Raw genomic sequence first — 26,864 nt, 5'->3', positions numbered from 1 at the left:
GGATGGGAAATATGGTTCCAAGTAGAATTTGCCTCGTTTTTAAATGATCATACATCAATCGTTGAATGGGAACGAGAAAAAGGGTTTAGAACAGATAAAAGAAAAGTTAGTGCAAAAGAAAAAGTAATAGTTGATTTTGTTATTAAGCAAAAATATGCAAAGAAAACAAATTACATAGCCTTAGAACTAAAGCAACATAATAGTATGGCAACTTGCATAAAAAAAATGCAAGAAGATATCGGAAAAATACAGTTTGCTTTAAAATCAGATGCCTCATTTAGAAGTTTTTGGAATATTGGAATACATCGGAAAGAGGCAATAGATAAAATGAACGCAAAATTAAAGCAAATCGAACCTAATATGCTAAGGAACTGTATAAAAGTACAAATAATTGAAGAAACAGAGTTTGCATATACAATTTTTTAAATTACATACATATGTAATTTACTCATACTAAAATCAAAAAGAATAAAAGGCGAAAGAAATGAACCAAAGTGATTTAAATACACTCTTAAATATATGTAAAAAAAGGATTGATGATGGAAAAAATTATGATGATATTAAAAGTAAAAATCACCCCGATGTCTTTGTACAAATCGAAAATGAATTAGAAGCTTACAAGAGTAAAAAAACGCCTAAATCTATAAATTTTTGGCAAATCAAAGCATCTATGCGTGCATGGGAAAAGAACGATCCGGACGAATTTATAAATCATACAAATGAGGGTAATGAATTTAAGCAAGAAAAAGTATCTCATGGATTGAAAAACAATATTGATGATATTGTCTTTTATTACAACGGAGCGACTCATACCACTGCGAAGTATCCGACCGTTGGAATTTACTTGATTTGTAAAATTATCTCAGAAGCAGATCATAACGGGGACATAAAGCTAAAAGTCATTAAGAATTTAAAAGACAACCCTTTTGTCTTAGAAGAAACCGAATTTTCAGAACTTGAAAAAAAGATCAATGCGTTGGGAATAAACGGGAAAAACTATAAATTCCTCGATAGCGAAAATCCGCAAGCTTTGTATGATTTAGCAATTAATTCATGATTATCTTAGATTAGGATAATGTGAATAACATAACTTTGTAATTTACTAAAAGTATACTTCTTTAAAGGAGTAGCCTATGACAACGATACACTATGATTTTAAACTTATGCACAAATGCGGCAACAGCGGAACCGTTACGGATATGAGGGGAACGTCTATCCGATTGAAAAAAGACCGTGATAATGTCGCTTATAGTGTCGAAAAATGCCAAAGTATTAATGGCGTGATCGATACGATCAAAGCAAAAAGTGACCTCTTTGACATCCACGGTCATTTTTCACTCAAATGTCCCTACTTTCGGATTTATGTATCGATAGACGATCACACCTATAGACTCTCATCGGAATTAAAAATCATCTCGGGTGAAGAAGAAAAGCGACTAATTTTTGAACCCCGTATCGAATATGATTTGGATGTGAAAGATATACGTGCAGAGACAATACAACCTTTGGAATGTCATTTATTGGGTAAAAAAGTAGAAGAGCAAATAAGAATTATCGAAGAGTATATCAAAAAGCCGTCTCAACGATTTAAAAAGTGGGAGAAGAAGCCGCGCAAGCTTTATCTCTACCACTCATTCGGGGAAGAAGCAAAAACGTTTGAGATTGTCTATAACTGACCCGTTACCCTTCGACAGGCGCAGAGCGAACGGAGGGATAAAAACTACCCTACTAACTTTGCCAACTCCTCTTTTACTTTCGCCACATGATCTTTCACTTTTACATTCGTCCATGCTGCTCGCACGATCCCTTTAGGATCAATAATATACGTTGAGCGTACAATCCCCATATACTCTTTGCCGTAATTTTTTTTCATTGCCCATACGCCGTAATCTTGCATCATTTGAGTCGTCGGATCACTTAAGAGTGTAATCTCAAGATTTTGTTTAGCGATAAAATTGCGGTGTGATTTGGTACTATCCGCGCTTACACCTAAAATAATAGCCCCCATGTCATCATACGTATCCATTGCTGCACTAAACTCGCATGCTTCTGTGGTACATCCGGGAGTCGAATCTTTCGGATAAAAGTAGAGGACAATCCATTTGCCGCGCAAATCGCGAGAACAGATCTCTACATCGTCTTGGTTACTCAAACAAAAATCAGGGGATACACTTCCAATTTCTAACATATTATTTTCCTTTTTTATAAAATGACTACCGATTTTATTTCGGTAAACTCCTCAATCGCAAAACGTGGTCCTTCACGTCCTACTCCGCTCAGTTTCACTCCGCCATAGGGCTGAATATCAAAACGAAGTGTCGGCATATCATTGATAACGACCCCTCCCGCTTCGCACTCATCGATCACCTTTTTGGCATGGGCAAGATTGTTGGTAAATACCGAAAACTGCAATCCGTACGGTGAATTATTCATCCTCTCAATTGCATCATCGATTCCATCCACACGTACCAAACTCACGATAGGAGCAAAAACCTCTTCGCAAACGATTTTCATCGACTCAGTCACATCCGCCATAACACACGGATAAAAAATCCGACCCTCTCTATGAGGAGGAGTGAGCGCTCGAGCCCCCTCTTCTATTGCACTCTCAACCCAATTCATTGCTCTCTGGGCTGCTTCGTCATTGATCAACGGCCCCAAGAATGTTGCCTCGTCATACGGTGAACCTACAACCAGCTTTGCCGTTGTCTCTGCCATTTTTTGAGCAAAACTATCGTAAATACTGCTCTCAACATAAATTCGTTGGAGTGAAATGCACACTTGCCCTGAGTTGACAAACGCTCCGATAGCACATCGTGATGCTGCATATTCCAGATCAGCACTTGTATCAATGTACGTTGCCGCGTTACCGCCCAATTCAAGAGAGATTTTTTTGATCCCAGCACTGCGGGTTATGATATTCCCTACCCCTACCGATCCCGTAAAACTAATAACACGAGGAATGTCGCTTCCTACCAATGCAGCACCCACTTCAGCATCTCCATAAACAACACTAAGCGCATCAGGGGTTGCAAAAGAGCTTTCGATAAACAGCTGTGCAAGTTTGTAAGCACAAAGCGGTGCTTCAGGAGTCGGCTTAAGAACAACCGTATTCCCGGCAACCAAAGCAGGTGCCAGCTTGTGCGCAACAAGATTGAGAGGAAAATTAAACGGCGTAATCGCTACCACAACTCCGACAGCTTCTCGACGCCAATAGGCATGTGCACTTCGACCGCTAGCCATCGCGTCGGTATTGATCGTCTCACCGTGCATCGTCCGCACCGTCTCTGCAGAGAGAGTAATCGTCTCGATACACCGATCCACTTCTATACGGGCGTAGGTAATCGGTTTTCCTACCTCATCACACAACGTTTTTGCAAATTCTTCTCGTTGATCTCGGAGTTTTGAAGCCACATCAAGCAACCATGAACATCGCTGATGCAATGGTATTTTCCGAGCTAGTTTTACCCCATCTTGTGCTATACGCAAAGCATTTTGTGCATCTTCGGCACTGCACACGGCCGAGCGTGAGACAAGTCGTCCATCATAGGGGCTAAAACGCTCTATGTAACTTTTAGACACAATTTGACGGGACCCCATCCAAACGTGTGCGTCCATATTTATCTCCTCCATGTTACTTATGTTTCAATTATACAAATCATCAGCTAAAAAGAGGGGAAAAGAGATTTTTTAAGCTCTTTCTTTTCATCTTCTCTTTAGAATATGTCTCAAAAATACGCAGAGGATCATCATGCTCGAACTCAAAATTACTGACGGTGTTTTAGGGGTTCGCCCTCCCGTTGCCAAGCCGCATCCAGGCTTTTTCTTTCAAGTTGGAGAAGAGCGTTTTCGAAAATTGGTCGACGATCATTATGAGTTGATTCGTAACAGTGATATCTCTTTTTTATTCCCCGTCAATGATGAGGAAGATTTTGCAAACGCGAAAAAACATGCTGCCGATTTTTTAATCCAAATTTGCGGTGGACCCGATTATTTTAACCAAACACGCGGAGAACCGCGCATGGTAGGACGCCATGCACCCTTTCGGATTGACGAACACGGACGTCGCCGCTGGCTTGAATTTTATGCCGAACTTCTCCCCCCGCTCGAAAACGAAGGGGTAAGTCCAGAATATATCCAATCCTTTTGGGATTATCTCGATGTATTCTCCATCTGGATGATCAACACTCCAAGTCATTAAACTCTCCTCTTTGGGGAGATAAAATGCCCTTGGTCTAAATTCTCACACTTAATATAGCTTAAATCACATCTTCGCTAAAATCTCCCAATTTTTATTTTGGAGATCTTCCCTATGAATGAAGCCAAATATATTTGGATGAACGGTAATCTTGTTGCATGGAATGATGCAAAAATTCACGTCCTTGCTCACACATTGCACTATGGTAACGGTGTTATCGAAGGGACGAAGGTTTATAAAACTCCAAAAGGGTACGCTATTTTTCGTTTGAACGACCATACAAACCGCTTGATCGAATCGGCAAAAATGACCCTTCTCAATGTCCCATACTCATTGGAAGAGCTTAATCAAGCGCAGATCGATCTCATTCGCAAAAATGAATTTACCGGTGAAAATGTTTATCTTCGCCCAATCGTTTATCTTGGATACGGTGTTATGGGAATCTATCACAAACAAGCACCGGTAGAAGTTGCAGTTGCTGCATGGGAATGGGGTGCATACCTCGGCGAAGAAGGGATGAAAAAAGGGATTCGTTTGAAAATCTCATCATTCAGCCGTCCAAATAACAAATCAAACATGGGTAAAGCCAAAGCGGTCGGAAACTACCTCAACAGCCAAATGGCAAAATTCGAAGCTGTCGAAGCGGGATACGATGAAGCTCTTTTGCTCGATGATGAAGGCTACGTTGCAGAAGCAAGCGGTGCTGCATTTTTTATGATCAAAAACAATGAAATTATCACCCCGCCAAACGATAACTCATTGGCTTCTATTACCCAGAAAACCGTCATCGAAATGGCTGAAAAAATGGGATATACCGTAACACGTCGCCGTATCAGCCGTGAAGAGATTTATATTGCGGATGAAGCATTCCTGACCGGAACTGCGGCTGAGCTCACTCCAATCCGTGAAGTCGATGCACGTGTTCTCGGTGCAGGAGGACGCGGACCGATTACAGAAAAACTCCAAAGCGGCTATTTTGACATCGTATACGGACGTAATCCTGATTATGAGCACTATTTAACCTATATCAACTAAGGATTTTGCATGGCAAGTGATATGAACGATTACTTTAACAAAAAGAAAAAAGAAGAACAGAAAAGCAATGGATTTCAATCGCCGAAACCGCCAAAAATGGACTTCAACATGAACTCTCAAAAAGCTGGGATGCTATGGGTCATCGGTGGGTTTATTTTGCTTCTCCTTTTAGCCAAACCGTTCGTTATCATTACTGAAGGGGAACGCGGTATCCTCTCCACCAACGGGAAATACAGTGATGAAGCATTGATGCCGGGTCTGCATTTTATGATCCCGTTAATCCAAAAAATCTATATTGTTGACACCAAAGTACGTATTATCAACTATTCCGATAAAGTTGATCGGACATCAACTGTCGGTGATGGCATCGTTTCCAAACCGGCAATCATGGTCTTGGATAAACGTGGACTCCCTGTAGCTATCGATATCACCGTTCAATACCGTCTCAATGCACAAGTAGCGGCGAAAACTATCTCTACTTGGGGATTTAGCTGGGAAGACAAAATTATCGATCCGGTAGCACGAGATATCGTTCGAAATGTGGTCGGTCAATATGAAGCGGAAAATCTTCCTATCATGCGCAATGCAATAGCTACCCAAATAGAAGCAGGAATTCGAAAAATGGTAGAACGCCAAAAGAATGCTCCTGCACAACTTGAGTCGATTCAACTTCGTGAAATCGGCCTTCCTCAAAAAGTAAAAGATCAAATTGAGCGTGTTCAAGTTGCAAAACAAGAGGTTGAACGGGCACAACAAGATGTAGAACGTGCAAAACAAGAAGCATTCAAAAAAGAGACTGAAGCCCAAGGTGCCGCAAATGCGATTACAATTCAAGCGCAAGCACAAGCCAAAGCAAATCAGCTTATCGGAGCATCTCTCACACCGGGCTTATTGAAATTGGAGCAAATCCAAGTTCAAGGGAAATTCAACGAAGCACTCAAAGAAAATAAAGATGCTAAGATTTTCCTCACACCTGGGGGGTCAACACCCAATATTTGGCTCGATACCAAAAGTGGCGACACTCAAAAAATAAGCTCTACAGGAAAATAAACAATGAATCTTGATCAAATCGACTGGGCAAAATCAGAGCTTCTCCCTGTTATCGTTCAAGACTCTACGACTCTTGAAGTGTTGATGATGGCATATATGAATCGTGAAGCATTAGAATTGTCCCTTTCGACGCGAGTAGCCCACTATTTTTCACGTTCCAAACAACGCCTTTGGAAAAAAGGGGAATCAAGCGGTCATCTGCAGCATATTGAGCGTTTTTTACTCGATTGCGATAACGATACACTATTGATCATGGTACGACAAGAAGGGGTAGCATGCCATACGGGGCGAAAATCGTGTTTCTTCACCGATATCGAAACCGATCAAGCGATTAGCACTCCACAAATTGATACAACCGCTACTTACGGGGTGATCGATGAACTTTACCACACTATCCTAAATCGAAAAAACGCTGATCCGGAAACTTCATGGACTGCAAAACTCCTCAGCAAAGGGGATAACGCTATCCTCAAAAAAGTAGTAGAAGAAGCTGGAGAGTTCAGTTTTGCGATTAAAGACGGGAACGAAAATGAAATTATTTACGAATGTGCCGATTTAGTGTATCACGTCTTGGTTGCACTGGGACATAAAAACATCTCTCCCGATCGAATCAAACAAGAGCTTGCCCGACGATTCGGGATGAGCGGGATTGCGGAGAAAAACGCTAGGGAAAAATGAAAGCAAGAATAATCGATTTTATCCACCATCTCATAATTTACGATTATTTTCTTTTTGGTGGCATTTTTGTCCTATTCCTACTCTTTTTGGTTTTAGCCATTGCTTTGCGGCATAAAATGGCTATTGCCGTTACTTTTGTTATACTTGCCTTCGGTATTTTAACAGTTGGTCCTATCGTCGGATACATACAACTTCACCATTATCTTTTCAAAAATAAAATCATTCTTCATAAAGTACAAGCCCTTGAATTTACCGACGCTTTGTTGATCAAAGGTGACGTCAATAACACCTCAAAACGCCCCTTTACCGAGTGCAGTATATATGCGGGTGTTTACAAAGTATCCCATTATCGATACCTCGATCAACTCTACCCTTACCTCCCTTTTAAAAAAGGATCTATCAAAATCATCAAAGATATTCCTCCCGGTGAATCGGCCCCTTTTAAACTTTTTGTCGAACCATTCCGATATAACAAAGACTTTAATATTACTATAAAGGCTGAATGCAGATGAGCCCGCTTACAACTTGGCATTATCTTTTAATCGTTGTTTTGATTCTCTTGTTTGTTCTCGCCATCGCGGTATCTCTGCGGACAAAATATAAATTTTCTATTCTGGCAACACTGACACTTATTATAGTTCTTATCGGTACATTTAGCTGGAAAGCAATTAATGAAAAAGCATATATTGTAGAGGTTTCTAATCTCGACAAAGAGAGATACTATCAATCTGAACAGATTATGATCAAGGGGACCGTACGTAATGTCGGACCATTCCCTGTTGCACATGTTGTCGCAACAATACGTCTAAGTAATGCTCATGGCGGGGTGAGCGGCAAAGAATCGATATTTACGCAGCCATCCGTTTTTGCAGAAATTTATCAAGATAAGAACCCCGATTTTAAACGACAAAATATTATGGAAGAACACGTTATTGCTGATTCTCTAGATCCAGGACATTCCAAACCATTCACTATTCTCATGAAATATCCGCCATATTTCACCAACGCTTCTTATACTGTAGAAGCTAAAGCAAACTAATACTTTAACCCTACCGAACACAATGCGTCGTTAATGACGCGCAATTGGGTATTTTTATCTCTGCACCATGATGGGGCGATAAGTGTTTCATCATCAATACCGGCACTGACTCTTTGCACACTCACATTTGAAGGCTTTAACAACAGCGCTTCTTTGAGTACGTCCACATAGAGTTCTTCACTTATAGGTTCAAACTCTCCGCGCGCATACTCATTGGCCAAGGCCGTCCGTTTCACAACATAAAGGGGATGGTATTTAACTGAATCGATTCCAAGACCATACGCTGCTTTTGCGGTCTCGAGCATCATCTCTTTGCTCTCTCCGGGCAAACCGAAGATTAGGTGTCCACAAACATTTAAACCATATGATTTTGCTTTGATAATGGTCTCTTTAACATTAGCACTGTTATGCCCTCGATTGATACGCTCCAGCGTCTTATCGTAAATCGATTGAATCCCGAACTCTACCCAAATCTCTGTTTTTTGAGAGAGTTCATATAGATACTCGAACGTCTCGTCACTGATACTGTCTGAACGTGTCCCAATACTCAATCCTATAACATTATCAAAACTGAGTGCTTTATCATAAAGTGCTTTTAGGGTTTCAAATGGGGCATAGGTATTGGTAAAGCTTTGGAAGTAAACCATAAACTTTTGGGCACTATTTTCCTCACGAAGTCGTTTTGAGAGTGCATCAAATTGCCATTCGAGCTGTTGGATTTGTTTATCCAAATGGGGATTTTGCGTAGATTGCAAATTGAGGAAAAACCCTTTTAATTCACGGGCACGATCTAAACTTGGGCTGAATGAATCGTTTTCACAAAAGGTACATCCACCTTTCGCTACTGTTCCATCAATATTCGGACAGGTAAATCCTGAAATGGAGACGGGAACTTTAGATACCTTTGCTCCAAATTTGCGATGCAGATATTGTCCGAATGTAAAAATCTGCTCGCGCATAAAATGCTCTTTAAATAACGTATTTGCCGGTAAAGCAAGCCGTACAGAAATTCTCTTCTTTTCCGTTTACACTGCTGAGCAGCGCTTCGTTACTCAAATACCCTAAAGAATCAGCTTCGATAAATTCACAAATCTCTTGAATACTCATATTGGCCGCAATGAGTTTTTCTTTGTCCGGCGTATCAACACCATAGTAACACGGATCGGTTGTCGGTGGACTTGAAATTCGCATATGCACTTCAGATGCCCCTGCCGCTTTGAGCATACGAACGATTTGGCGGCTCGTCGTTCCGCGAACAATCGAATCATCGATCACGATAAGGCGTTTTCCACGAATTAAATCATTAATCGGAGAGAGTTTCATCTTGACTTTCAAATCACGCATCTCTTGCGTCGGTTCGATAAAAGTACGTCCGATATAGTGATTACGCATAATCGCCATCTCATAAGGGATGCCGCTTTGCTGCGAATAACCGATTGCCGCAGGAACGCCGCCATCAGGAACCGGAACAACCATATCGGCTTCCACAGGCTGCTCTCGAGCAAGAGCTTTCCCCATCGCTTTACGCATTTCGTACACATTCTGCATGTAGACGTTTGAATCCGGGCGCGCAAAATAGACATACTCGAAAATACAGTGTTTCGGAGTCGCATCGAATACTTTGATCGATTTAGGAGCTTTTCCTTTTTCAAATATGAGCAATTCTCCCGGTTCTACATCACGGATATATTCCGCACCGATAAGATCAAATGCACACGTTTCAGACGCAACGACATAACCATCGCCCACGCGTCCAAGACTAAGTGGACGGAATCCATGCGGATCGCGCATTGCAAACATTTTGGTTCGGCTGAGGAACACGAGAGAATATGCCCCCTCGATCTTTTTAACCGCATCAATGATACGATCTGTCAAATGGTGTTGATCGCTTTTCGCGATCAAATGGATCAGATTTTCGGTGTCCATATAAGTTTGGAAAATCGCCCCTTTTTTGATCAGAGCGTCCCGCACCTCTTTTGCATTGGTAAGATTTCCATTATGAACAATCGACATCTCTCCCAAATCATAGCGGGCAAAAACCGGTTGAGCATCAAGGATTGAATCATCTCCTGCTGTCGAATAACGGGTATGGCCAATTGCCATATGTCCCTTGAGGGTATTGAGTTTTTGAGTATCAAATACCTGCGTTACCAATCCACGATCTTTGATCGTGTAAAGTTTTTCCCCATCGCCCGTACTGATCCCTGCAGCTTCTTGACCACGATGCTGAAGCGCATGAAGAGAGAAATAAGCAAGTTTTGACGCCTCCGGATGATCAAAAATACCGACTACCGCACATTTTTCATTTAAGCTACGCACTCTTGTTTCCTTATGCTAGTTCTAAACAGTCTTGGATACTGTAAAGGCCGTTTGGTTTTCCGACCAACCATTTCGCAGCACGAATGGCACCTTTTGAGAACGTGTTACGGCTTGTTGCAGTATGATGCAACTCGATAAATTCACCGTCATTATAAAATCCGACCGTATGACGCCCGACGATATCACCGCCCCGCAAAGCCATAACGGCAATCTCATCTTTGGTACGTTCGCCGATATTGCCGTTACGTCCGCTCACACGAACCGCGTCCAAATCAAGATTTCGTCCGGCTGCTGCAGAATGCGCCAATGTCAATGCCGTACCGCTCGGCGCATCTTTTTTATGACGATGATGCTGTTCGACGATCTCGATATCGAACCCTTCGAGCGTTTTAGCGGCCGTATTGACTAGCTTGTTTAACAACGCAACTCCCAAGGACATATTCGTCGCATAAAGAATCGGCATTGACTCGCTTGCCGTTTTGAGAAGATTCATCTGATGGGTATCAAGACCGGTAGTTCCGATAACCAAAGCCCTTGGGTGTTCAATCGCTTTTTCGAGTAAAAGCTGCGTTGCTTCCGGCAACGAAAAATCGATGATTACATCACTGCCGTTCAGCAATGTCCCCATATCGTTGGTTACCAATACGGACGGATCAATCGAAAAATTGAGCTCATTGCGAACATAAACCGCCGCAAGAGAGATTTCGCTCTCATGATGCAAATCTTCAATCAACAGCTTTCCGACACGTCCGCCGGCCCCGAATACTCCTGCTCTAATCATCTGTAGCATCCCTGTTTAAACATAATGTGAAGATATTTTACCCTCTTCGTGTTTAAAGAGCCGTTAATGCCCATCCACAAATGCAATTGCCTGCAATGCCGCCACGGCACCATCACCCGCAGCACAGACAACTTGTTTCGGTGCAGATTCGCGCATATCTCCTGCCGCAAAAAGTCCGGCAATAGAGGTTTTCATACTCAAATCCACTTTAACTTCACCCCACTGTGTCATTTCACACAGAAAACTTCCGTCTTCTTGGATCAATACTTGGTTATTTACATTGTTCCCGACAAAAACAAAAACACCGGGGACATCGATTTGACGTGATGAACCGTCTTGCAGTTTGACACGTATTCCATCAACACCCATGGCTCCGCCAAAAACCTCTTCGGGAATTGCATTAATGACAAGTTCGATATTAGCGGTATTTTTAACCCTCGCTATCGTATTAGGAGCTGCACGAAATGTCTCTCGACGATGAATCAGATAAACTTTGGTACAAATTTTTGCCAAATACAGAGCCTCTTCCAATGCCGTATCTCCGCCGCCGATAACGGCTACCTCTTTATTCTTGTAAAAAAATCCATCGCACGTAGCACATGTACTGACACCGCGTCCAAAGTAGATATCCTCACCTGCAAATCCGGCACGCTTTGGAGCCGATCCGGTACATACAATGACACTTTTAGCCTCATCGACAGAGCCATCTGATTTATGAATCGTGAAAATACCGTCCTCACGACGAGAAACACGCGTTACTTCCGACATCTCGTGTTTCAAACCGAAACGCTGGCATTGTTCCTGCCACGGTGCCATGAAATCCATTCCACTCAAATTATGCGCTGTCGCACCGGGATAATTTTCAATCTCCGAACTCATCGTGATTTGACCGCCCGGAAGCCCCTTTTCAAACATCGTGACATTATCCAAACCACCCCGTGTGGTATATAATCCTGCAGTAAGTCCGGCAGGACCACCCCCGATAATTGCACAATCCAACATCCAAAGCCTCCGCTTTTTTATTTGGAGTATCATACTCTTTTGTGGTTAAACACTGCCAAAAGGGAGTTATCAGAAAAATCGTTTTAGAAAAGTTTTAGAGAACGAATAAAGAAAGGGAAAGATAAAAATACGAAGTCTAATGAATAGGGGTTACTATCAGAAAAATGAAGTGTTATCGAAGCTAAAGGGCCTATAGCCCTTGAGCATCAATCATTATAGTAATGCGTTTAGTTTGTCAGCGAACGCTTGTTTAGACGCAGCACCAACCATTTGCTCAACGACTTGACCGTCTTTGAAGAAAAGGATTGTCGGGATAGAGCGGATTCCGTATTTTACAGCTATATCTTGCTCTTCGTCGGTATTCACTTTACAAATTTTTGCTTTACCGTCAAAATCAGCCGCCAACTCTTCAATTACCGGAGCGATCATTCGGCATGGTCCACACCATGGAGCCCAAAAATCGACCAATGCAACACCTTCTTTGGTTACTTCGTCAAAATTCGATACAGTTAATTCTACGTATTTACCCATTGTAATTCCTTGATTGCGAATATTTATTGAAGCTATTATAACGCCGCAATCTTTAAAATGACTTATTACATAACTCTCACATTATTTCTCAGGAAAACAACCCTATAGGGTGATATTTTCAATCCATTCAATCCCCTCATCACTGACAATCAGTGCATCGATACAATAATCCAAATTGAGCCGTTTTTGCTGAAGATAGGTGTGGATTGCTCGGCGCAGTTTTTGAAGCTTCGAGGGGGAAATATTGTTTACTGCTTGCTCATAACTTTGAGCGCTTTTGACTTCGACAAAGTGGAGCACATTATCGCGAATAGCAATGATATCGATCTCACCAAAGCGGTTATAGACGTTCCGATCGACTATGCGGCACCCTTTGTTTCGCAGATACTCACACCCGCATTCTTCGGCAAGATTGCCTTTGGCACGGGTGTGCACGCATCAATCCAGATAGTCGGGTTTTACCACCTCGACTTTGATCGATTTAAACCGGGCCGTTTTGATCAGTTCGTCACTCTCATCCCCGAATAAAAAGTTAATGTTGCTTTTGGCGTGATGGAACGTTGTGAACAATGTCCCTTTTTTGATGGTGGAGCTCACTTTTACCCTCAATGGAGCACTTTGTCCATACTCGCTTTTGAGAACGACAAAATCTTTAAACTCAAAAAACTCTTCATCGTCTACACTCACCAATAAAATATCTTCACTGTGAGATTTGTGTAATTTATCACATGCATTTGTTTGTGCTCCATTATTATAATGGACTAAAATACGACCCGTTGTGAGGTAATACCCCTCATGTTTGTTTGCTTTTACCAGTTCTTCAATCTGACCTCGCGGCGAGTATTGATGGTAATTAAATGTTGCCAATCCATCAGGTGTTCGAAATTGACCGATATGCAATACCGGCATATCTTCTTCTTGTACCGGCCATTGCAATCCGCGCAACCGATTGGCTTCAAGTTTTTCATAGCTGGCGCCTCCAAAACGTACCGGTGCATCCACTCGTACACGTTCCCAAACATCGCGTGAGCTTTTGAATCCGTAATCAACTCCGTAGCGCTTTGATATTTCAGCGATGATTTCCCAATCATCAGGCATCATCACATTGATCAACGGTTGGGAAAGATGAAGTCTTCGCTCTGCATTGACATATACTCCCGTCTTTTCGTACGCACTTTTCACACCGAAAATGATATCGGCGAATTTGGTAATCTCATTGTCAAAAAGCTCATTGACCACCAATAAATCGAGATTTTCTAATGCTTTGTGGATTTTATTTTGATTCGGATGTATATGGGCAATATCTTCACTGATATTATAAAGTGCTTTGATTTTCCCATCAATCATTGCATCGATGAGATCGGGAGTCATAAGCCCAATCTCTTTGGGTTCTTTGTAATCAGGATCATAATACGGCAGCATCCCCACATCACAGGTACCTTGAACATTGTTCTGACCTCGAAGCGGCATTAACCCCGCACCCCTTTGCCCGATATTTCCTGTCAACATCGCCAAATGGGTGATCGCCATTACCGCATATGACCCATCCAAATGCTCCGTAATTCCAAGGCCCCAGAAAAAGAGACTCTTGCGGGTTGCGTACTTGCGGGCAACCGTGCGAATTTCGTTCATCAGCGACTCATATCCCGGAATTTGGAGTAAAAATTCCGGATTGGCATACGGATCGTTCAAAATGGCATTCTTATACTCTTCGTACCCTTTTGTTCGCGTATTCACGAACTCCGTATTGACCAAATTCTCAGAGATAATCACATAGGCCATCATATTGAGAATCATCAGATTCGCTTCATAGGGGATACTCAAATGGTGCGTTGCCGATTTTGAGAGCTGAATGCGGCGAACATCTAAAACTGCAAGTTCAACTCCGTTATTTTTGATCACATCAAGCATCCGGTTTGCAACGATTGGATGACCTTCGGTAGTATTGGAACCCATAACTACCATAAATTCAGTATCGTAGATATCGTTGAACGGATTGGTCATTGCCCCTTCACCGATGGTCGTACGCATCCCTTTAAGCGATGGGGAGTGACAGACACGCGCGCAGTTATCGACATGAGGAGAACCTACAACGTGTCGGGTAAAGTGCTGAAACAGATAAGAGCCCTCGCAGCTCGTACGGGCACCGCCGATAGCGGCAAAGCTACGCGGTCCGTATGTATCGATAATTGATCGAAGTTTTCGGGCAACAAGCTCGTACGCACTCTCATAACTTATCTCATAAAAATCGTGATCGACCGGCTCGAGATAATCCATATCGATATCGGCAAAAAGTGCCGCATTTTTTGCCCAGAACGATTTACGGACACGTGCATTACGGAGACGTTTTGGATGAGAGACAAAATCCCACCCTTGTTTCCCTTTGATACACAATCTCCCTTGTGAAACCATCCCCTCTTCTTTTGCGAAGATTCTTTGAATTTTATTATCTTCCACGTCAGCGGAAATATCGCATCCTACGCCACAATAGGTACAAACACTGTCGATTGTCATCGGATACTTCCCTCAGATCTCAGGCTTATTGCCCTTTTTAAAATTAGTGAAGTTTACAATTTTGTCTCTTAAGGACTGCGGAAAGAGTAAGACAATTCGAATCATTAAGTAAAATCTAAAAGGGAAAGCATAACGCACTTTTTTTCTCCCAATTGCCTCAGTAATCCGAGCTATCCCTTTTTCGGTTGGCATGAAAAATGGCATTTTAAATCGGTTCTTTCGGGTCATCTCCGAATCAATAAATCCGGGCATAATCGTCATCACATCGATACCATAGGGTTTGAGCTGATAATGAAGCCCTTCTGCATAGGCGTTAAGCGCCCGTTTGGAACTGCTGTACGCGATAGAAGTCGGCATAGTAAGCAGTGAGGCGAGCGAGGAGATAAAAACCACCTCTCCCGATTTTTGCTCCATCAACTTTGGAATAATCGGCTCCAACAGTGCATGAACACTTAAAAAATTTGTTTTAAAGAGCCGCTCAAAATCTTCAAACGGGGTTACCCCACCGCCATGACCGACCGATATGCCTGCATTGAAAATGATCCGATCGATTGGCTCTCGCGTGAGTTCTCTCCCCACTTCCCGCATCCGAGCAAAATCACTGATATCAGCAATGATTGTCTCCACCTCTGCTCCTTTGCTTCGGCAGGATTCTGCAACTTCATACAGACGCTCTTCACGACGCGCAATCAAAATAAGTTTATTTTGAGGATTTGCATAATGAAGTGCCAAACCTTTTCCAAGGCCGCTGCTTGCTCCTGTGATCACAATTCTCATTTTTTCTCCTGCAAGCAAATAGTCGATATAATTATACCCATGAATGAAACACTAAAAATCGGGGAGATCAATATCCTCGTTATCGACCGCTCTACCGTCCCAGGATTATACCTGCGTGCACTCGATGAGAGCGACATACTGCTACCCAACCAATACGTCACTGAGGCAATGCACGTCGGCGATACCATCGACGTATTTGTCTATACCGACAGCGAAGACCGCCCCGTAGCGACAACGCTGAAGCCCAAAGCGATGGTGAATGAAATTGCCTTTGTCGAAGTACTCGACACCAACAGTATCGGTGCGTTTGTCGACTGGGGATTGCCAAAAGACCTCTTTGTCCCGCGTGCCCTTCAAAAACGACCCTTTGCCGTCGGTGAAAAACGGCTTGTACGCGTAATACTGGATGAACAAACGAACCGCCTCGTCGGAACAGAGAAGATCAGCGGGGCATTAGAGATGCCGCCGAAAAGCTTTTATCCCAATACCCCCGTTAGTTTTATGGTGATCGCCAAAACGCCGTTAGGGTACAAAGTAATCGTGGATCACCGCTATGAGGGGATGATTTATGCCAACGAGATTTTCGAGGACGTTCGTGTCGGACAAATCAAATACGGCTTTGTCAAACAGCTCCGAAGCGATGGTAAACTCGACCTCTCTTTGCAAATGATAGGGAAAGCAAAATCTTCAAACGCCGCTGATAAAATCCTCTCGATGATAAAAGCCAACGGAGGGATGTTGCCCTATAACACCAAAAGCGATCCCGATCTCATCCAAAAAACTTTTGCCCTAAGCAAGAAAAATTTTAAAGCCGCCGTCAATCAGCTCGTAGAAGCGAAAAAAATCATCGTCAAGGAGAACGGACTTTATGGGATATAGACCACTAAAACGTAATGCCATCATCCAACTTGCTCCTCGTAAAATCAGCTACGAAGAGGGGGGGCGAACCATCACGCTCATTTCGATGAAACGAGAGAGTATGGATTTGGAAGTGGAAGTCAAAGAGGGTGGTGAAACCAAAATCATCTCTGATTTTCCCTTTGCCCATCTCCCTAAAAAGATCAAGAAAGAGATCAATCCGCTATAATTGCGCCACTATTTTAAAAGGAAACCCATGTCACAATTTACCAATGTCACTGCCGATAAAAAAGCCAATATCTATTTTGACGGCAAAGTTACTAGCCGAACCATCCACTTTGAAGATGGAACGATCAAAACTCTTGGAATCATGTTACCGGGTGAATATACGTTTAATACCGGTGACAAAGAAATTATGGAAATATTAAGCGGAGAGATGGATGTTCAGCTTCCAGGCTCAGACGAGTGGGTTAGCATTGTTGGACCACAAGATTTCGAAGTTGCTGCAAACAGTGCTTTTCATTTAAAAGTCAAAACTGTCTCTGATTACTGCTGTCATTTCGTCAAATAATCTCAGCGTCGAATATCGACGCTGTTCTCATGTATCCATCCCTCGTATTGATAGGGTTCCCACCCTTTTTTTGTAGCTATCCCGCTGATTTTATAATACGCTCCGTTTTTACTCATTGATGTTACAGTAGTATTTATTTTGTACGGTGTACACTGATTGTTCTTATCACACATCATTGCATCTGCTTTTGTTATCAATGTTACGGGTGTTATGAGGACAGTAGGTTCACGTTTATCATGATCAGAATTTTGCGTACTTTTCGTTTTATGCTCATCCAATTCGCCGTCAATAAACTTTAACAATAGTTTTCGAGACTCTTTGTCTTTTTGCTTTGCGGCAAGAGCTAACCACATCATAGCAGCCCCTTCATTCACCTCCACACCCCGCCCTGTAGCGTACATGATAGCAATATTGTATTGTGCGTCAACATACCCTTGCGAAGCTGATTTTTCATACCAAAATGCGGCTTTTGACTGATTGGAATCGGTTCCGATTCCCCTTTCATAAATCACACCGACTTGAAACTGAGCAATTTTATCTCCACGAAGTGCGGCTGTATAGGTTTCCCAAAATGATTGTTGTGTATCTGAAGCAAAAACTAATGCGGCAAAAAGGAGAATAAGGAATAACTGTTTTTTCATAAATCTTTTCCTTTATCAAAAAATAGTTATGTATCTTCCCGTAAAGGAAGATTTATTTATAACGATAAGTGATTCGACCTTTGTCCAAGCTGTATGGAGTCAACTCGATTTTTACCGTATCTCCTGGGAGAATTTTGATGTAGTGCATACGCATTTTTCCTGCGATATGACACAAAATTACATGACCATTCGGCAACTCAACACGAAACGTTGCATTCGGTAGTGCCTCAATAATCTTTCCGTCTACTTCAATGACATCATCTTTTGCCATTATTCTTCCTTTACGCGATTGATAATATTTCAGCTCTACCGTTGATAATTGCAACCGTATGCTCGTAATGAGAGCCTCGCAGCCCATCTGTACTGACCACATCCCAGCCATTTGCCAAGATTTTGGAAGTTCCCTCTTTTTGACAAATCATCGGCTCCAAGCAAAAAACCATTCCATTTTTTATTTTCGGACCTGCTTTGGCATTGGTTCCGTCCATATAATTTGGAATTTCCGGTTCTTCATGCGGTTTTTTACCGATCCCGTGACCACAGAATCCGCGCAAAGGGACAAACCCCCGAGCAAGGATAAACTGTTCAATCTCATAGGAAAGCTCTTTAAAGCGCATACCGTCGCGGATAATGTCGATCGCAAAATAAAGAGCATCTTTAGAACACGCTATCAAAGCCTCATCTTCGTGAGAAATTTTCCCCACACCGAGTGAGATAGCAGCATCCCCAAAATAACCGCCTTTTTTTGTACCTACATCATATCCAACAATATCGCCCTCTTGAAGTACATAATCGGTCGGAATTCCGTGAATAATCACTTCATTGACAGAGGTACAAACTGCACTTGGAAAACCATAGAGCCCTTTAAAAGAAGGGATTGCGCCCTGGCTTCGGATAAAATCCTCACCCATAGCATCAAGCTCCTTTAGGGTCATCCCCGGCTTGGTATGAGAAGCTAACAACTCCAGAGTCGCACCGACGATTTGATTCGCGGCACGAAGTGAAGCAATTTCATCATTTTTGCGTAGCGCAATCGCCATTGTTATAGGCCAACCGCGCTAAGGGTTTGATATTTGCTCATATATACTTGTGCCTCAATACGACGCATCGTATCCAAAGCAACTTGTACTACGATAAGAACGGCTGTCCCTCCAAAGAAGAACGGAACACCCATCGCTTTTACGATTACCCATGGTAATGTTGCAATCAAACCAAGATATATAGCTCCCGTAATGGTCAAACGCCCTGCAGTATCATTCAAAAACTCTTTGGTTGATTCTCCTGGACGAACTCCCGGAATAAACCCGCCTTGACGTTTTAAATTGTCTGCAATATCTTTGGCATTGAATACAATCGATGCATAAAAGAAAGCAAAAAATACAACGAACAAGAATTGCAAAATATTAAAAAAATAATGATTCGGGTTCAATACATCCGCGATTGCTTGAATCGTCGGGTTAGTGCTTGATGACATTACCGTCATAGGAAACATCAAAATTGCCGAAGCAAAAATAACCGGAATAACACCTGACAGGTTTACTTTCACCGGAATGTAATTCATAACCCGTTTATTTTGATTTTGCATCATCGTCTTTTTGGCATAAGTTACCGGAATACGGCGTTCACCCAGCTCTACATAGATAATGACTAAAATTGTGGCAACAATCAATGCAATAATTCCGATCAACGACAAGAAGCCCATTGCACCGGTGTTAACCATCGTTACCGCATGCGAAATCGCACTTGGAATTGCCGATACAATACCGGCGAAAATGATCAATGAGACCCCGTTTCCAATACCGCTTTGGGTAATCTGCTCACCAATCCACATCAACAACATAGTACCTGCTAGCATAGAAACAACTGCTAGAGTCATAAATGTACTGTGATCGACCAAGATCGCACTGCTGCCATCTTTGCCCGTCATACTCTGCAATCCGACACTCACACCGATCGCTTGCACAATTGTGATCGCAATCGTCGCATAACGGATGATTTGCATGTATTTCACCATACCATCACGCTCTTTTTTCATTTGCGCTAAATTCGGAAATGTAGCTGCTAAAAGTTCCATGATAATTGATGCGGTGATATAAGGCATGATACCTAAAGAAATAATGGAGAGACGTTCGACGGCATTACCGCTAAACATATTAAACAGACCTAATGCGTCAGCTTGATGAGAGTTAAAAAATGACGCGATTACAGCCGTGTCAACACCCGGTACCGGCACGTATGCCAGTAAACGGTAGATAAAGAGAAAACCGATCGTAATTAAGATCTTGTTTACAAGTTGTTGGTTCATTATTTACCAGTTGTTGTAACGTTTTCGTCTTTGATTTTAGATGCTAAATCTTTAGCGCTTGCACCAACAAGTTTAACGCTAACGACAGATTTTGGCAATCGGTGAACACCACGGATGCTTTCCATTGTAATTTCAGCAAGATTCGCGATCTCTTTTACTTTTTCAACGTTAATTGTGGTTGGTTTTACAACACGTGATTGAAAACCGATTTTTGGCAAACGGCGAGCAAGTGGTTGTTGTCCACCCTCGAAGTTACGTTTTTCATTGTAACCTTTACGTGCTTTTTGCCCTTTGTGACCTTTACCGGCTGTTTTACCTTGGCCACTTCCTTGACCGCGGCCAAGACGTTTTTTGCTGTGGGTTGAACCCTCAGCAGGGGTAAGATTTTCGAGTGCCATACCTTATCCTTTGATACGTGATAGCGCATCGATTGTTGCACGTACCACAGTGTTTGGATTGTTAGAACCCAAAGACTTCGTCAAGATGTCTTGGATCCCCGCAAGCTCAAGTACCGGACGGGTAGCGCCACCGGCGATAACCCCTGTACCTTCTGATGCAGGTTTAAGCAAGATACGACTTGCATTGTATTTAACTTCGATATCGTGAGCGATGGTTGTCCCTTTGATCTTCACTTCTGTCAAGTTTTTGAATGCTTCGTCAACCGCTTTACGGATAGCGTCTGGAACTTCTTTCGCTTTCCCAACTCCGTAACCTACGGTCCCTTTTTTATTTCCCACAACGACTAGAGCGGTAAAACGGAAACGTCGACCACCCTTTACAACTTTAGTTACACGACCGATGTTTACAATCGCTTCTGAAAATTCTTCTCTGTTAATCGCTTGCATCTCGTGACCTTAAAACTTGATTTCATTTGCACGAAGAGCTTCGGCAAACGCTTTTACAACACCGTGATACAAAAATCCGTTACGATCGAACGTAACTTCATTGATTCCGGCATCTTTGAGGTTTTTAGCAAATACAGCTGCTGTTTTTTCAGCATCCGCTTTGTTTGCTTTTAAACCCAAAGTTTTTGAGTGTACTGCTGCCAACGTTACCGCTGCTTCGTCGTTGATCGCTTGAGCGCTGATATAGCGGTTAGAGCGGAAAACAGACACACGCGGCAAAGAAGCGCATCCTGAAATTTTAGAGCGAATACGGCGTTTACGTTGAACACGTTTCGCCGATTTATTTTTTAGTGTTTTAGCTGTCATTTCATCGCTCCTTATTTCTTAGATGTCTTACCGGCTTTACGCAGGATAGTCTCATCAGAATATTTAACACCTTTACCTTTATACGGTTCCGGTGGACGGAATGAACGGATTTCAGCAGCAATTTGACCAACTTGTTGTTTGTCAGCGCCTTTGATGCTAATAACGTTTTTCTCAACAGCCATAGTGATTCCCGCAGGAATATCGTAGTTGATGTCATGGCTGAAACCGAGTTGAAGATTCAAAACGTTTCCGTTTACCGCAGCACGGTAACCAACCCCGTTGATCTCCAATTTTTTCTCGAAACCAGTTGTTAAACCGGTAATGATATTCGCCGCCAAAGCACGGTAAGTACCCCAAAACGCACGATCCGCACGTTGATCAGAGTTTGTGCTGAACGTCAAAGTGTTATCTTCAAGTGTAACACCACAGTTACCGCGAGTATCCAATACTTGAGTTGTTGAACCTTTCACGAAAGTGATGACAGCTCCATCAAGTGTTGCTTTTACATCAGCTGGGATAGAAATAGGAAGTTTTCCAATACGTGACATCTTATCTCCTTACCAAATTGTACAAAGGACTTCACCGCCAACGCCAAGCTCATACGCTTTATCGTTAGGAAGAACCCCTTTAGAACTACTGACAATGATGGTACCGTAACCGTTTTTGAAACGTTTTAGTTCATCTTTACCTTTGTAAATACGACGTCCCGGTTTAGAAACACGTTTTACTTCATTGATTACTGTACGACCTTTTTCATCGTATTTCAATACGACATTGATCGTTTTTTTAACGCCGTCTTCAACAACGTTAAAGCTCTCAACATAACCTTTGTCTGCCAAAATGGCAACTACCGCTTCTACAACTTTTGAGTGCATCAATGTTGTAGAATCCAAACGACGCATAGCCGCATTACGGATACGAGTCAACGAATCCGCGATCAAATCATTAATCATTTAATATTCCTTATCTAATCATTAGGAGTATCAGGCTGGAATTACCAGCTTGACTTTCTAACGCCTGGGATTAACCCTTCGTTTGCCATTTTACGGAAGCAAACGCGACAAATTCCGAAATCACTGATGACAGAGTGTGGACGACCACAGATCTGACAACGTGTATACGCACGGACTGCAAATTTAGGTTTACGCGCCGCTTTGGCGATCATTGACTTCTTAGCCATTATTCTCTCCCTTTAGCAAACGGCATACCGAGCATTTCAAGAAGCTTGAATGCATCTTTGTCTTGCGTAGCAGTCGTTACCACAGTGATGTTCATCCCGTGGATTTGCATGATATCATCGTAATTGACTTCAGGGAAGATCAATTGTTCAGTAATACCGAAGTTGTAATTTCCGCGACCGTCAAAACCGTTACGTGGAATACCACGGAAGTCTTTAACACGTGGAAGTGACAATGAAATCAATTTATCCATGAAATCGTACATTTGAGCACCGCGTAGTGTTACTTTAACACCAACTGGCATCCCTTCACGTACTTTAAATCCAGCAACCGATTTACGTGCAACTACTACAGATGCGCGTTGACCAGCGATGTTGCTGATAGTATCTTGGATACTTTGGATCAATTTGTTATCTTTCATGGCAAAACCACAACCGACAGAAATGATCACTTTTTCCAAAGCCGGAACTTGCATAACGTTTGCAATTCCGAGAGATGATTGAAGCTCTGGTTTAAGAGCCAAATATTTATCTTTTAGTCGTGCCATGATTACGCCTCAACTTTACGGACATTTGATGCATCTACAGGCATTTCTTTGCTCAAGAATCCGCCTTGTGGATTTTGCTCGCTAGGTTTGATTGCTTTTTTCGCAACACGAACACCTTTAACGATCACTTTGTTTTTCTTAGGCATAACCGCAAGCAATTCTGCTTTTGTACCTTTATCATCACCGGCGATCACTTCTACGATGTCGCCTTTTTTGAAATTAAATTTTGCCATCATACAACCTCTGGAGCAAGTGATACGATTTTCATGAAACCTGCATAACGAACTTCACGGCTTACAGGTCCGAAAATACGTGTACCGATCGGCTCACGTTTTTTATCAAGGATTACGGCTGCATTTTCGTCGAAACGGATCAATGAACCGTTTTCACGGTGAACCTCTTTTTTCGTACGAACAACTACTGCTGTAACAACTTGACCTTTTTTGATCTTACCAGTTGGAGCCGCTTTTTTAACAGAAGCGATGATAACATCACCTACTGTTGCATAACGACGTTTTGAACCGCCAAGAACCTTGATACACATGAGCTCTTTAGCCCCTGTGTTATCGGCTACAACAAGACGAGTAAAACTTTGAATCATGCGTTCGCTCCTTTAACAAGAGTTTTAAGACGGAACGATTTGCTTTTTGAAAGTGGGCGGCACTCGATCGCAACCACTTCATCACCAACGTTAAGTTGGTTGTTTTCATCATGAATCATGTATTTTTTGAAACGTTTTACCGTTTTGTGGTAACGTGGATGCATAACACGGCGCTCAACAACGATAGTTGCTGTTTTGTCGCCTGCTTTTGTAACTACGATACCTTGAATTTCACGTTTATGTGTCATAGCTTAGCCCTTACTTCACTGCGTTCATAGCAGTGTTAATGCGTGCAATGTCTTTTTTAGCCGCGCGAAGTTCGCTCGTGTTAGTCAATTGCATCATTTTTTGCTTAATTTTCAAAGTGAAAAGCTCAATTTTTTTCTCTTTGAGCATCCCTTGAAGTTCAGCAGCTGTTTTGCCGTTCAAATCAGTATATTTCATTGCTCATCTCCGCAGTTACAATTTTGGTTTTGAACGGAAGTTTTTGCATCGCAAGCGACAAAGCTTCACGAGCAAGAGTCTCTTCAACACCACCCATTTCAAAAATGATACGGCCTGGTTTGATGTTCATTACCCATTGGTCAACAGAACCTTTACCTTTACCCATACGCACTTCAAGTGGTTTGGCAGTCAATGGTTTAGCCGGGAACACGCGGATCCAGATTTTACCTTGACGTTTGATATGACGGTTTGCTGCAATACGAGCCGCTTCGATTTGACGAGAGTTAATACGTCCCGCTTCCGTTGCTTTGAATCCGATTGAACCGAAATCAAGTTTGTTTGCATTCGTAGCGTAACCACGGTTACGCCCTTTCATTTGTTTACGATATTTCGTACGCTTTGGCATTAACATGATTAGTCAGCCTTTCGACGAGGACGACGTGGTTTCTCTTCACGACCCTCTTCTTTAGATTCTTTTGCTTCTGGTTGGATACCTTTTGTGAGAACTTCACCTTTGAAAATCCAAACTTTGATACCGATTACACCGTATGTGGTGTGAGCTTCTGCAAAACCGTAATCGATTTTTGCACGAAGTGTATGCAACGGTACGCGACCTTCAAGGTACCACTCAGTACGAGCGATCTCAGCACCGCCAAGACGACCTGCAACTGAAACTTTAATACCTTTAGCGCCTGCACGTTGTGCATTTTGCATAACTTTTTTCATCGCGCGGCGGAAAGCAACACGTTTTTCAAGTTGAGTAGCAACATTTTCTGCAACAAGTTGTGCAGAAGCTTGTGCTTTTTTCTCTTCTTTGATATTAACCGCTACTGGTTTACCGATAAGGTTTTGAAGAGATTCTTTGATTTTTTCAATGTCAGAACCTTTCTTACCGATAATGATACCCGGACGAGCTGCAATGATTGTAACGCGAAGACGTTTCGCAGTACGCTCGATTACGATATTGCTCACACCGGCATAGTAGAGTTCTTTTTTCAAATAGGTACGGATTTTATGGTCTTCGCCCAATGAAACCGCAGCTGTTTTAAAGTTTGGAAACCAACGAGATTCCCAGTTGCGGTTGATACCGAGACGAAGTCCGATAGGATTAACTTTATGACCCATAATTATTTACCCTCTACTTCTACCAAAATGTGTGCTGTCGGTTTGCGGATACCTGAAGCGGTACCACGTGCACGCTGCATAAAACGTTTCAAAACCGGACCGTTATCAACACGGCAAGATGTGATAACACAATCTTGTGCGTCGATACCGCTGTTAGCAACTGCTGATGCTACCACTTTGGCAATGATACGTGCGGCTTTGTTTGGAGTGAACTCCAATGCTGCCATTGCTTGCTCTGCATTCATTCCTTGAACTTCGCGAGCGATCAAACGAGATTTAGTCGGAGATACGCGAACGAATTTTAATAGTGCTCTTGCCATATCTCTTCCTTATTTCCCGATTTTCTTTTGTACAGAACCTTTATGGCCCTTAAATGTACGTGTTGGTGCAAATTCACCAAGTTTGTAACCGATGTGGTTTTCCGTTACGAAAACCGGAACAAACTGACGGCCATTGTGAACGTTAAACGTCAAACCGATCATGTCTGGCAATACCACGCTGCGGCGTGACCAAGTTTTGATTGGTTTAGTGTTTTTCGTCTCTTTGGCAGCAATCACTTTTTTCATAAGGTGTCCATCAACGAATGGGCCTTTTTTTACTGATCTAGCCATGATTAGCCTACCCTTTTAGCATTTGGTTTACGGCGAGTAATAATAAGTTTATCACTTGCTTTCTTCTTACGTGTTTTAGCACCTTTAGTCGGTTTACCCCATGGAGTAACCGGGTGACGTCCTGAGTTTGTTTTACCTTCACCACCACCGTGCGGGTGATCGATAGGGTTCATAGCAGAACCACGTGTTTGAGGACGGATACCCATATGACGAGTACGACCCGCTTTACCGAATACGACGTTGATGTACTCTTCGTTACCTACAGTACCGACAGTTGCCATACATTCGCCAAGAACATAACGCATTTCACTTGATGGAAGACGAAGTGAAACATATTTCCCTTCACGACCCATGATTTGTGCAGATGTACCAGCTGAACGTACGATTTGTCCGCCTTTACCTGGTTTAAGTTCGATATTGTGAACCGTTGTCCCTACAGGGATATTCATCAATTTCATTGCGTTACCCGCTTTAATGTCCAAACCGCTTTCAGCAGCCATAACGCTATCACCCACTACTAAACCTTTTGGTTGGAGGATATAACGTTTGTCACCGTCAACATAGTTGATCAAAGCGATACGACAGTTACGATACGGATCGTACTCGATTGCTGCAACAGTTCCGGCAACACCGAATTTGTTACGTTTGAAATCGATGATACGGTAAAGCTTTTTAGCTCCCGCTTCTTTATGGCGTGATGTGATACGACCGTTGTTGTTACGTCCAGCAGCTGCAGGAAGTTTTACCAACAATGAACGAACTGACGCTTTTGCCGTGATGTCCGAGTTGTCAACGTTTGTATAGAAACGTCGGCTCGGGGTGGTTGGTTTATACGTTTTGATCGCCAT

42 protein-coding genes are annotated in these 26,864 nt (G+C 42.5%); 12 read left to right on the top strand and 30 right to left on the bottom strand.

The window, feature by feature from the left end:
- The 3 genes from CJD30_RS01860 to CJD30_RS01850 form a co-directional block, all read left to right on the top strand.
- On the top strand, positions 1–426 hold a 426-nt coding region (locus tag CJD30_RS01860; protein WP_294915728.1), incomplete at its 5' end, for a hypothetical protein.
- Between the two features lie 58 nt (positions 427–484).
- Positions 485–1,057, top strand: coding sequence for a hypothetical protein (locus CJD30_RS01855; RefSeq protein WP_294915726.1), 573 nt, complete (start codon positions 485–487; stop codon positions 1,055–1,057).
- Positions 1,058–1,133: 76 nt separating this feature from the next.
- The gene (locus CJD30_RS01850) at positions 1,134–1,676 is read left to right on the top strand and encodes a hypothetical protein (RefSeq protein WP_294915724.1); all 543 of its coding nucleotides are present in this window, start codon (positions 1,134–1,136) and stop codon (positions 1,674–1,676) included.
- A gap of 44 nt (positions 1,677–1,720) precedes the next feature.
- On the opposite strand, the gene CJD30_RS01845 is transcribed toward CJD30_RS01850, so the two are convergent.
- Positions 1,721–2,188: a peroxiredoxin gene (locus tag CJD30_RS01845; protein ID WP_294915722.1), complete on the bottom strand. Its 468-nt coding sequence runs from the start codon at positions 2,186–2,188 to the stop codon at positions 1,721–1,723.
- Between the two features lie 14 nt (positions 2,189–2,202).
- Complete coding sequence (locus CJD30_RS01840) at positions 2,203–3,618, bottom strand: aldehyde dehydrogenase family protein (RefSeq protein WP_294915721.1); 1,416 nt, start codon at positions 3,616–3,618, stop codon at positions 2,203–2,205.
- A 133-nt stretch (positions 3,619–3,751) separates the two neighbouring features.
- On the opposite strand from CJD30_RS01840, the gene CJD30_RS01835 reads away from it, so the two are divergent.
- The 6 genes from CJD30_RS01835 (at position 3,752) to CJD30_RS01810 (ending at position 8,000) form a co-directional block, all read left to right on the top strand.
- Positions 3,752–4,201 (top strand): globin, encoded by a 450-nt coding sequence (locus tag CJD30_RS01835; RefSeq protein WP_294915719.1) that lies wholly within the window; start codon positions 3,752–3,754, stop codon positions 4,199–4,201.
- A gap of 111 nt (positions 4,202–4,312) precedes the next feature.
- Positions 4,313–5,233 carry a branched-chain amino acid transaminase gene (locus CJD30_RS01830; protein ID WP_294915717.1) on the top strand — a complete coding sequence of 307 codons (921 nt, stop codon included), beginning with the start codon at positions 4,313–4,315 and terminating at the stop codon, positions 5,231–5,233.
- Positions 5,234–5,242: 9 nt separating this feature from the next.
- The gene (locus CJD30_RS01825; RefSeq protein WP_294915715.1) at positions 5,243–6,283 is read left to right on the top strand and encodes a prohibitin family protein; all 1,041 of its coding nucleotides are present in this window, start codon (positions 5,243–5,245) and stop codon (positions 6,281–6,283) included.
- A 3-nt stretch (positions 6,284–6,286) separates the two neighbouring features.
- Entirely contained in the window at positions 6,287–6,961 is a 675-nt protein-coding gene (gene hisIE, locus CJD30_RS01820) for a bifunctional phosphoribosyl-AMP cyclohydrolase/phosphoribosyl-ATP diphosphatase HisIE (protein WP_294915713.1), read from the top strand.
- Complete coding sequence (locus tag CJD30_RS01815; RefSeq protein WP_294915711.1) at positions 6,958–7,473, top strand: DUF2393 family protein; 516 nt, start codon at positions 6,958–6,960, stop codon at positions 7,471–7,473. The genes hisIE and CJD30_RS01815 overlap by 4 nt, the downstream gene beginning before the upstream one ends.
- Positions 7,470–8,000 carry a DUF2393 family protein gene (locus CJD30_RS01810; protein ID WP_294915709.1) on the top strand — a complete coding sequence of 177 codons (531 nt, stop codon included), beginning with the start codon at positions 7,470–7,472 and terminating at the stop codon, positions 7,998–8,000. Before CJD30_RS01815 ends, CJD30_RS01810 begins: the two co-directional genes overlap by 4 nt.
- On the opposite strand, the gene CJD30_RS01805 is transcribed toward CJD30_RS01810, so the two are convergent.
- The 8 genes from CJD30_RS01805 to CJD30_RS01770 all read right to left on the bottom strand — a co-directional run bounded on the left by CJD30_RS01805 (position 7,997) and on the right by CJD30_RS01770 (position 15,924).
- Entirely contained in the window at positions 7,997–8,959 is a 963-nt protein-coding gene (locus CJD30_RS01805) for a TIGR01212 family radical SAM protein (RefSeq protein WP_294915707.1), read from the bottom strand. The two genes, CJD30_RS01810 and CJD30_RS01805, sit on opposite strands and share 4 nt — an antisense overlap.
- A 10-nt stretch (positions 8,960–8,969) precedes the next feature.
- Entirely contained in the window at positions 8,970–10,319 is a 1,350-nt protein-coding gene (gene purF, locus CJD30_RS01800) for an amidophosphoribosyltransferase (RefSeq protein ID WP_294915705.1), read from the bottom strand.
- A 10-nt stretch (positions 10,320–10,329) separates the two neighbouring features.
- Positions 10,330–11,100, bottom strand: a complete 771-nt coding sequence (gene dapB / locus CJD30_RS01795) for a 4-hydroxy-tetrahydrodipicolinate reductase (RefSeq protein WP_294915703.1) — start codon at positions 11,098–11,100, stop codon at positions 10,330–10,332.
- A gap of 63 nt (positions 11,101–11,163) precedes the next feature.
- A complete protein-coding gene (locus tag CJD30_RS01790) occupies positions 11,164–12,102 on the bottom strand; it encodes an FAD-dependent oxidoreductase (protein WP_294915702.1) in 939 nt (312 codons plus the stop codon).
- A gap of 213 nt (positions 12,103–12,315) precedes the next feature.
- Positions 12,316–12,633, bottom strand: a complete 318-nt coding sequence (trxA, locus tag CJD30_RS01785; RefSeq protein WP_294915700.1) for a thioredoxin — start codon at positions 12,631–12,633, stop codon at positions 12,316–12,318.
- Between the two features lie 102 nt (positions 12,634–12,735).
- Complete coding sequence (locus tag CJD30_RS01780; RefSeq protein ID WP_294915698.1) at positions 12,736–13,068, bottom strand: YraN family protein; 333 nt, start codon at positions 13,066–13,068, stop codon at positions 12,736–12,738.
- Between the two features lie 3 nt (positions 13,069–13,071).
- Positions 13,072–15,147 carry a molybdopterin-dependent oxidoreductase gene (locus CJD30_RS01775; protein ID WP_294915696.1) on the bottom strand — a complete coding sequence of 692 codons (2,076 nt, stop codon included), beginning with the start codon at positions 15,145–15,147 and terminating at the stop codon, positions 13,072–13,074.
- 12 nt (positions 15,148–15,159) lie between these two features.
- The gene (locus tag CJD30_RS01770; RefSeq protein ID WP_294915694.1) at positions 15,160–15,924 is read right to left on the bottom strand and encodes an SDR family NAD(P)-dependent oxidoreductase; all 765 of its coding nucleotides are present in this window, start codon (positions 15,922–15,924) and stop codon (positions 15,160–15,162) included.
- 39 nt (positions 15,925–15,963) lie between these two features.
- Between CJD30_RS01770 and CJD30_RS01765 the strand changes: the two genes are divergently transcribed.
- From CJD30_RS01765 to CJD30_RS01755, 3 genes are read left to right on the top strand one after another with little or no spacing between them, the layout of a single operon-like run.
- Positions 15,964–16,803 (top strand): S1-like domain-containing RNA-binding protein, encoded by an 840-nt coding sequence (locus tag CJD30_RS01765; RefSeq protein ID WP_294915692.1) that lies wholly within the window; start codon positions 15,964–15,966, stop codon positions 16,801–16,803.
- On the top strand, positions 16,793–17,011 hold the full coding sequence (locus tag CJD30_RS01760; RefSeq protein ID WP_294915690.1) for a hypothetical protein: 219 nt from the start codon (positions 16,793–16,795) through the stop codon (positions 17,009–17,011). The genes CJD30_RS01765 and CJD30_RS01760 overlap by 11 nt, the downstream gene beginning before the upstream one ends.
- A gap of 27 nt (positions 17,012–17,038) precedes the next feature.
- Entirely contained in the window at positions 17,039–17,353 is a 315-nt protein-coding gene (locus CJD30_RS01755; protein ID WP_294915688.1) for a pyrimidine/purine nucleoside phosphorylase, read from the top strand.
- Positions 17,354–17,355: 2 nt separating this feature from the next.
- Here the strand turns inward: CJD30_RS01755 and CJD30_RS01750 are convergent, their stop codons facing one another.
- Genes CJD30_RS01750 through rplB form a run of 20 tightly spaced genes read right to left on the bottom strand, consistent with a single transcriptional unit; the run spans position 17,356 to position 26,864 of the window.
- Complete coding sequence (locus CJD30_RS01750; protein WP_294915686.1) at positions 17,356–17,994, bottom strand: tetratricopeptide repeat protein; 639 nt, start codon at positions 17,992–17,994, stop codon at positions 17,356–17,358.
- A 52-nt stretch (positions 17,995–18,046) separates the two neighbouring features.
- On the bottom strand, positions 18,047–18,265 hold the full coding sequence (infA, locus tag CJD30_RS01745) for a translation initiation factor IF-1 (protein WP_013459075.1): 219 nt from the start codon (positions 18,263–18,265) through the stop codon (positions 18,047–18,049).
- A 10-nt stretch (positions 18,266–18,275) separates the two neighbouring features.
- Positions 18,276–19,034: a type I methionyl aminopeptidase gene (gene map / locus CJD30_RS01740; protein ID WP_294915684.1), complete on the bottom strand. Its 759-nt coding sequence runs from the start codon at positions 19,032–19,034 to the stop codon at positions 18,276–18,278.
- 2 nt (positions 19,035–19,036) lie between these two features.
- On the bottom strand, positions 19,037–20,299 hold the full coding sequence (gene secY, locus CJD30_RS01735) for a preprotein translocase subunit SecY (RefSeq protein ID WP_294915682.1): 1,263 nt from the start codon (positions 20,297–20,299) through the stop codon (positions 19,037–19,039).
- Entirely contained in the window at positions 20,299–20,697 is a 399-nt protein-coding gene (gene rplO / locus CJD30_RS01730) for a 50S ribosomal protein L15 (protein ID WP_294915680.1), read from the bottom strand. The genes secY and rplO overlap by 1 nt, the downstream gene beginning before the upstream one ends.
- 3 nt (positions 20,698–20,700) lie before the next feature.
- On the bottom strand, positions 20,701–21,144 hold the full coding sequence (rpsE, locus tag CJD30_RS01725) for a 30S ribosomal protein S5 (protein WP_013459071.1): 444 nt from the start codon (positions 21,142–21,144) through the stop codon (positions 20,701–20,703).
- 9 nt (positions 21,145–21,153) lie between these two features.
- Positions 21,154–21,510, bottom strand: coding sequence for a 50S ribosomal protein L18 (rplR, locus tag CJD30_RS01720; protein ID WP_294915677.1), 357 nt, complete (start codon positions 21,508–21,510; stop codon positions 21,154–21,156).
- An 11-nt stretch (positions 21,511–21,521) separates the two neighbouring features.
- Positions 21,522–22,058: a 50S ribosomal protein L6 gene (gene rplF / locus CJD30_RS01715; RefSeq protein ID WP_294915675.1), complete on the bottom strand. Its 537-nt coding sequence runs from the start codon at positions 22,056–22,058 to the stop codon at positions 21,522–21,524.
- 9 nt (positions 22,059–22,067) lie between these two features.
- Positions 22,068–22,463: a 30S ribosomal protein S8 gene (rpsH, locus tag CJD30_RS01710; protein WP_294915673.1), complete on the bottom strand. Its 396-nt coding sequence runs from the start codon at positions 22,461–22,463 to the stop codon at positions 22,068–22,070.
- A 41-nt stretch (positions 22,464–22,504) separates the two neighbouring features.
- Positions 22,505–22,690: a type Z 30S ribosomal protein S14 gene (locus tag CJD30_RS01705; protein WP_037949667.1), complete on the bottom strand. Its 186-nt coding sequence runs from the start codon at positions 22,688–22,690 to the stop codon at positions 22,505–22,507.
- Positions 22,690–23,235 (bottom strand): 50S ribosomal protein L5, encoded by a 546-nt coding sequence (gene rplE / locus CJD30_RS01700; RefSeq protein WP_294915671.1) that lies wholly within the window; start codon positions 23,233–23,235, stop codon positions 22,690–22,692. Before rplE ends, CJD30_RS01705 begins: the two co-directional genes overlap by 1 nt.
- A gap of 2 nt (positions 23,236–23,237) precedes the next feature.
- Positions 23,238–23,468: a 50S ribosomal protein L24 gene (gene rplX, locus CJD30_RS01695; RefSeq protein ID WP_294915669.1), complete on the bottom strand. Its 231-nt coding sequence runs from the start codon at positions 23,466–23,468 to the stop codon at positions 23,238–23,240.
- Positions 23,468–23,836: a 50S ribosomal protein L14 gene (gene rplN, locus CJD30_RS01690; RefSeq protein WP_294915667.1), complete on the bottom strand. Its 369-nt coding sequence runs from the start codon at positions 23,834–23,836 to the stop codon at positions 23,468–23,470. Before rplN ends, rplX begins: the two co-directional genes overlap by 1 nt.
- The gene (rpsQ, locus tag CJD30_RS01685) at positions 23,833–24,084 is read right to left on the bottom strand and encodes a 30S ribosomal protein S17 (protein ID WP_294915665.1); all 252 of its coding nucleotides are present in this window, start codon (positions 24,082–24,084) and stop codon (positions 23,833–23,835) included. The genes rplN and rpsQ overlap by 4 nt, the downstream gene beginning before the upstream one ends.
- Positions 24,085–24,094: 10 nt before the next feature.
- Complete coding sequence (gene rpmC / locus CJD30_RS01680; RefSeq protein ID WP_294915663.1) at positions 24,095–24,280, bottom strand: 50S ribosomal protein L29; 186 nt, start codon at positions 24,278–24,280, stop codon at positions 24,095–24,097.
- Positions 24,267–24,692 (bottom strand): 50S ribosomal protein L16, encoded by a 426-nt coding sequence (rplP, locus tag CJD30_RS01675; RefSeq protein ID WP_294915661.1) that lies wholly within the window; start codon positions 24,690–24,692, stop codon positions 24,267–24,269. Before rplP ends, rpmC begins: the two co-directional genes overlap by 14 nt.
- Before the next feature lie 2 nt (positions 24,693–24,694).
- Positions 24,695–25,405 (bottom strand): 30S ribosomal protein S3, encoded by a 711-nt coding sequence (gene rpsC / locus CJD30_RS01670; protein WP_294915658.1) that lies wholly within the window; start codon positions 25,403–25,405, stop codon positions 24,695–24,697.
- 2 nt (positions 25,406–25,407) lie between these two features.
- Entirely contained in the window at positions 25,408–25,725 is a 318-nt protein-coding gene (gene rplV / locus CJD30_RS01665; RefSeq protein WP_294915656.1) for a 50S ribosomal protein L22, read from the bottom strand.
- 9 nt (positions 25,726–25,734) lie between these two features.
- The gene (gene rpsS / locus CJD30_RS01660) at positions 25,735–26,016 is read right to left on the bottom strand and encodes a 30S ribosomal protein S19 (RefSeq protein WP_294915654.1); all 282 of its coding nucleotides are present in this window, start codon (positions 26,014–26,016) and stop codon (positions 25,735–25,737) included.
- Between the two features lie 2 nt (positions 26,017–26,018).
- Positions 26,019–26,864, bottom strand: a complete 846-nt coding sequence (gene rplB / locus CJD30_RS01655; protein ID WP_294915652.1) for a 50S ribosomal protein L2 — start codon at positions 26,862–26,864, stop codon at positions 26,019–26,021.

Origin of the sequence: Sulfuricurvum sp. PD_MW2 (genome assembly GCF_002633015.1) — a bacterium.
In the GTDB taxonomy this organism is placed as follows: domain Bacteria; phylum Campylobacterota; class Campylobacteria; order Campylobacterales; family Sulfurimonadaceae; genus Sulfuricurvum.
Note: the sequence above shows the minus strand (reverse complement) of the source record. Positions and strands in the feature narration are given on the sequence as shown.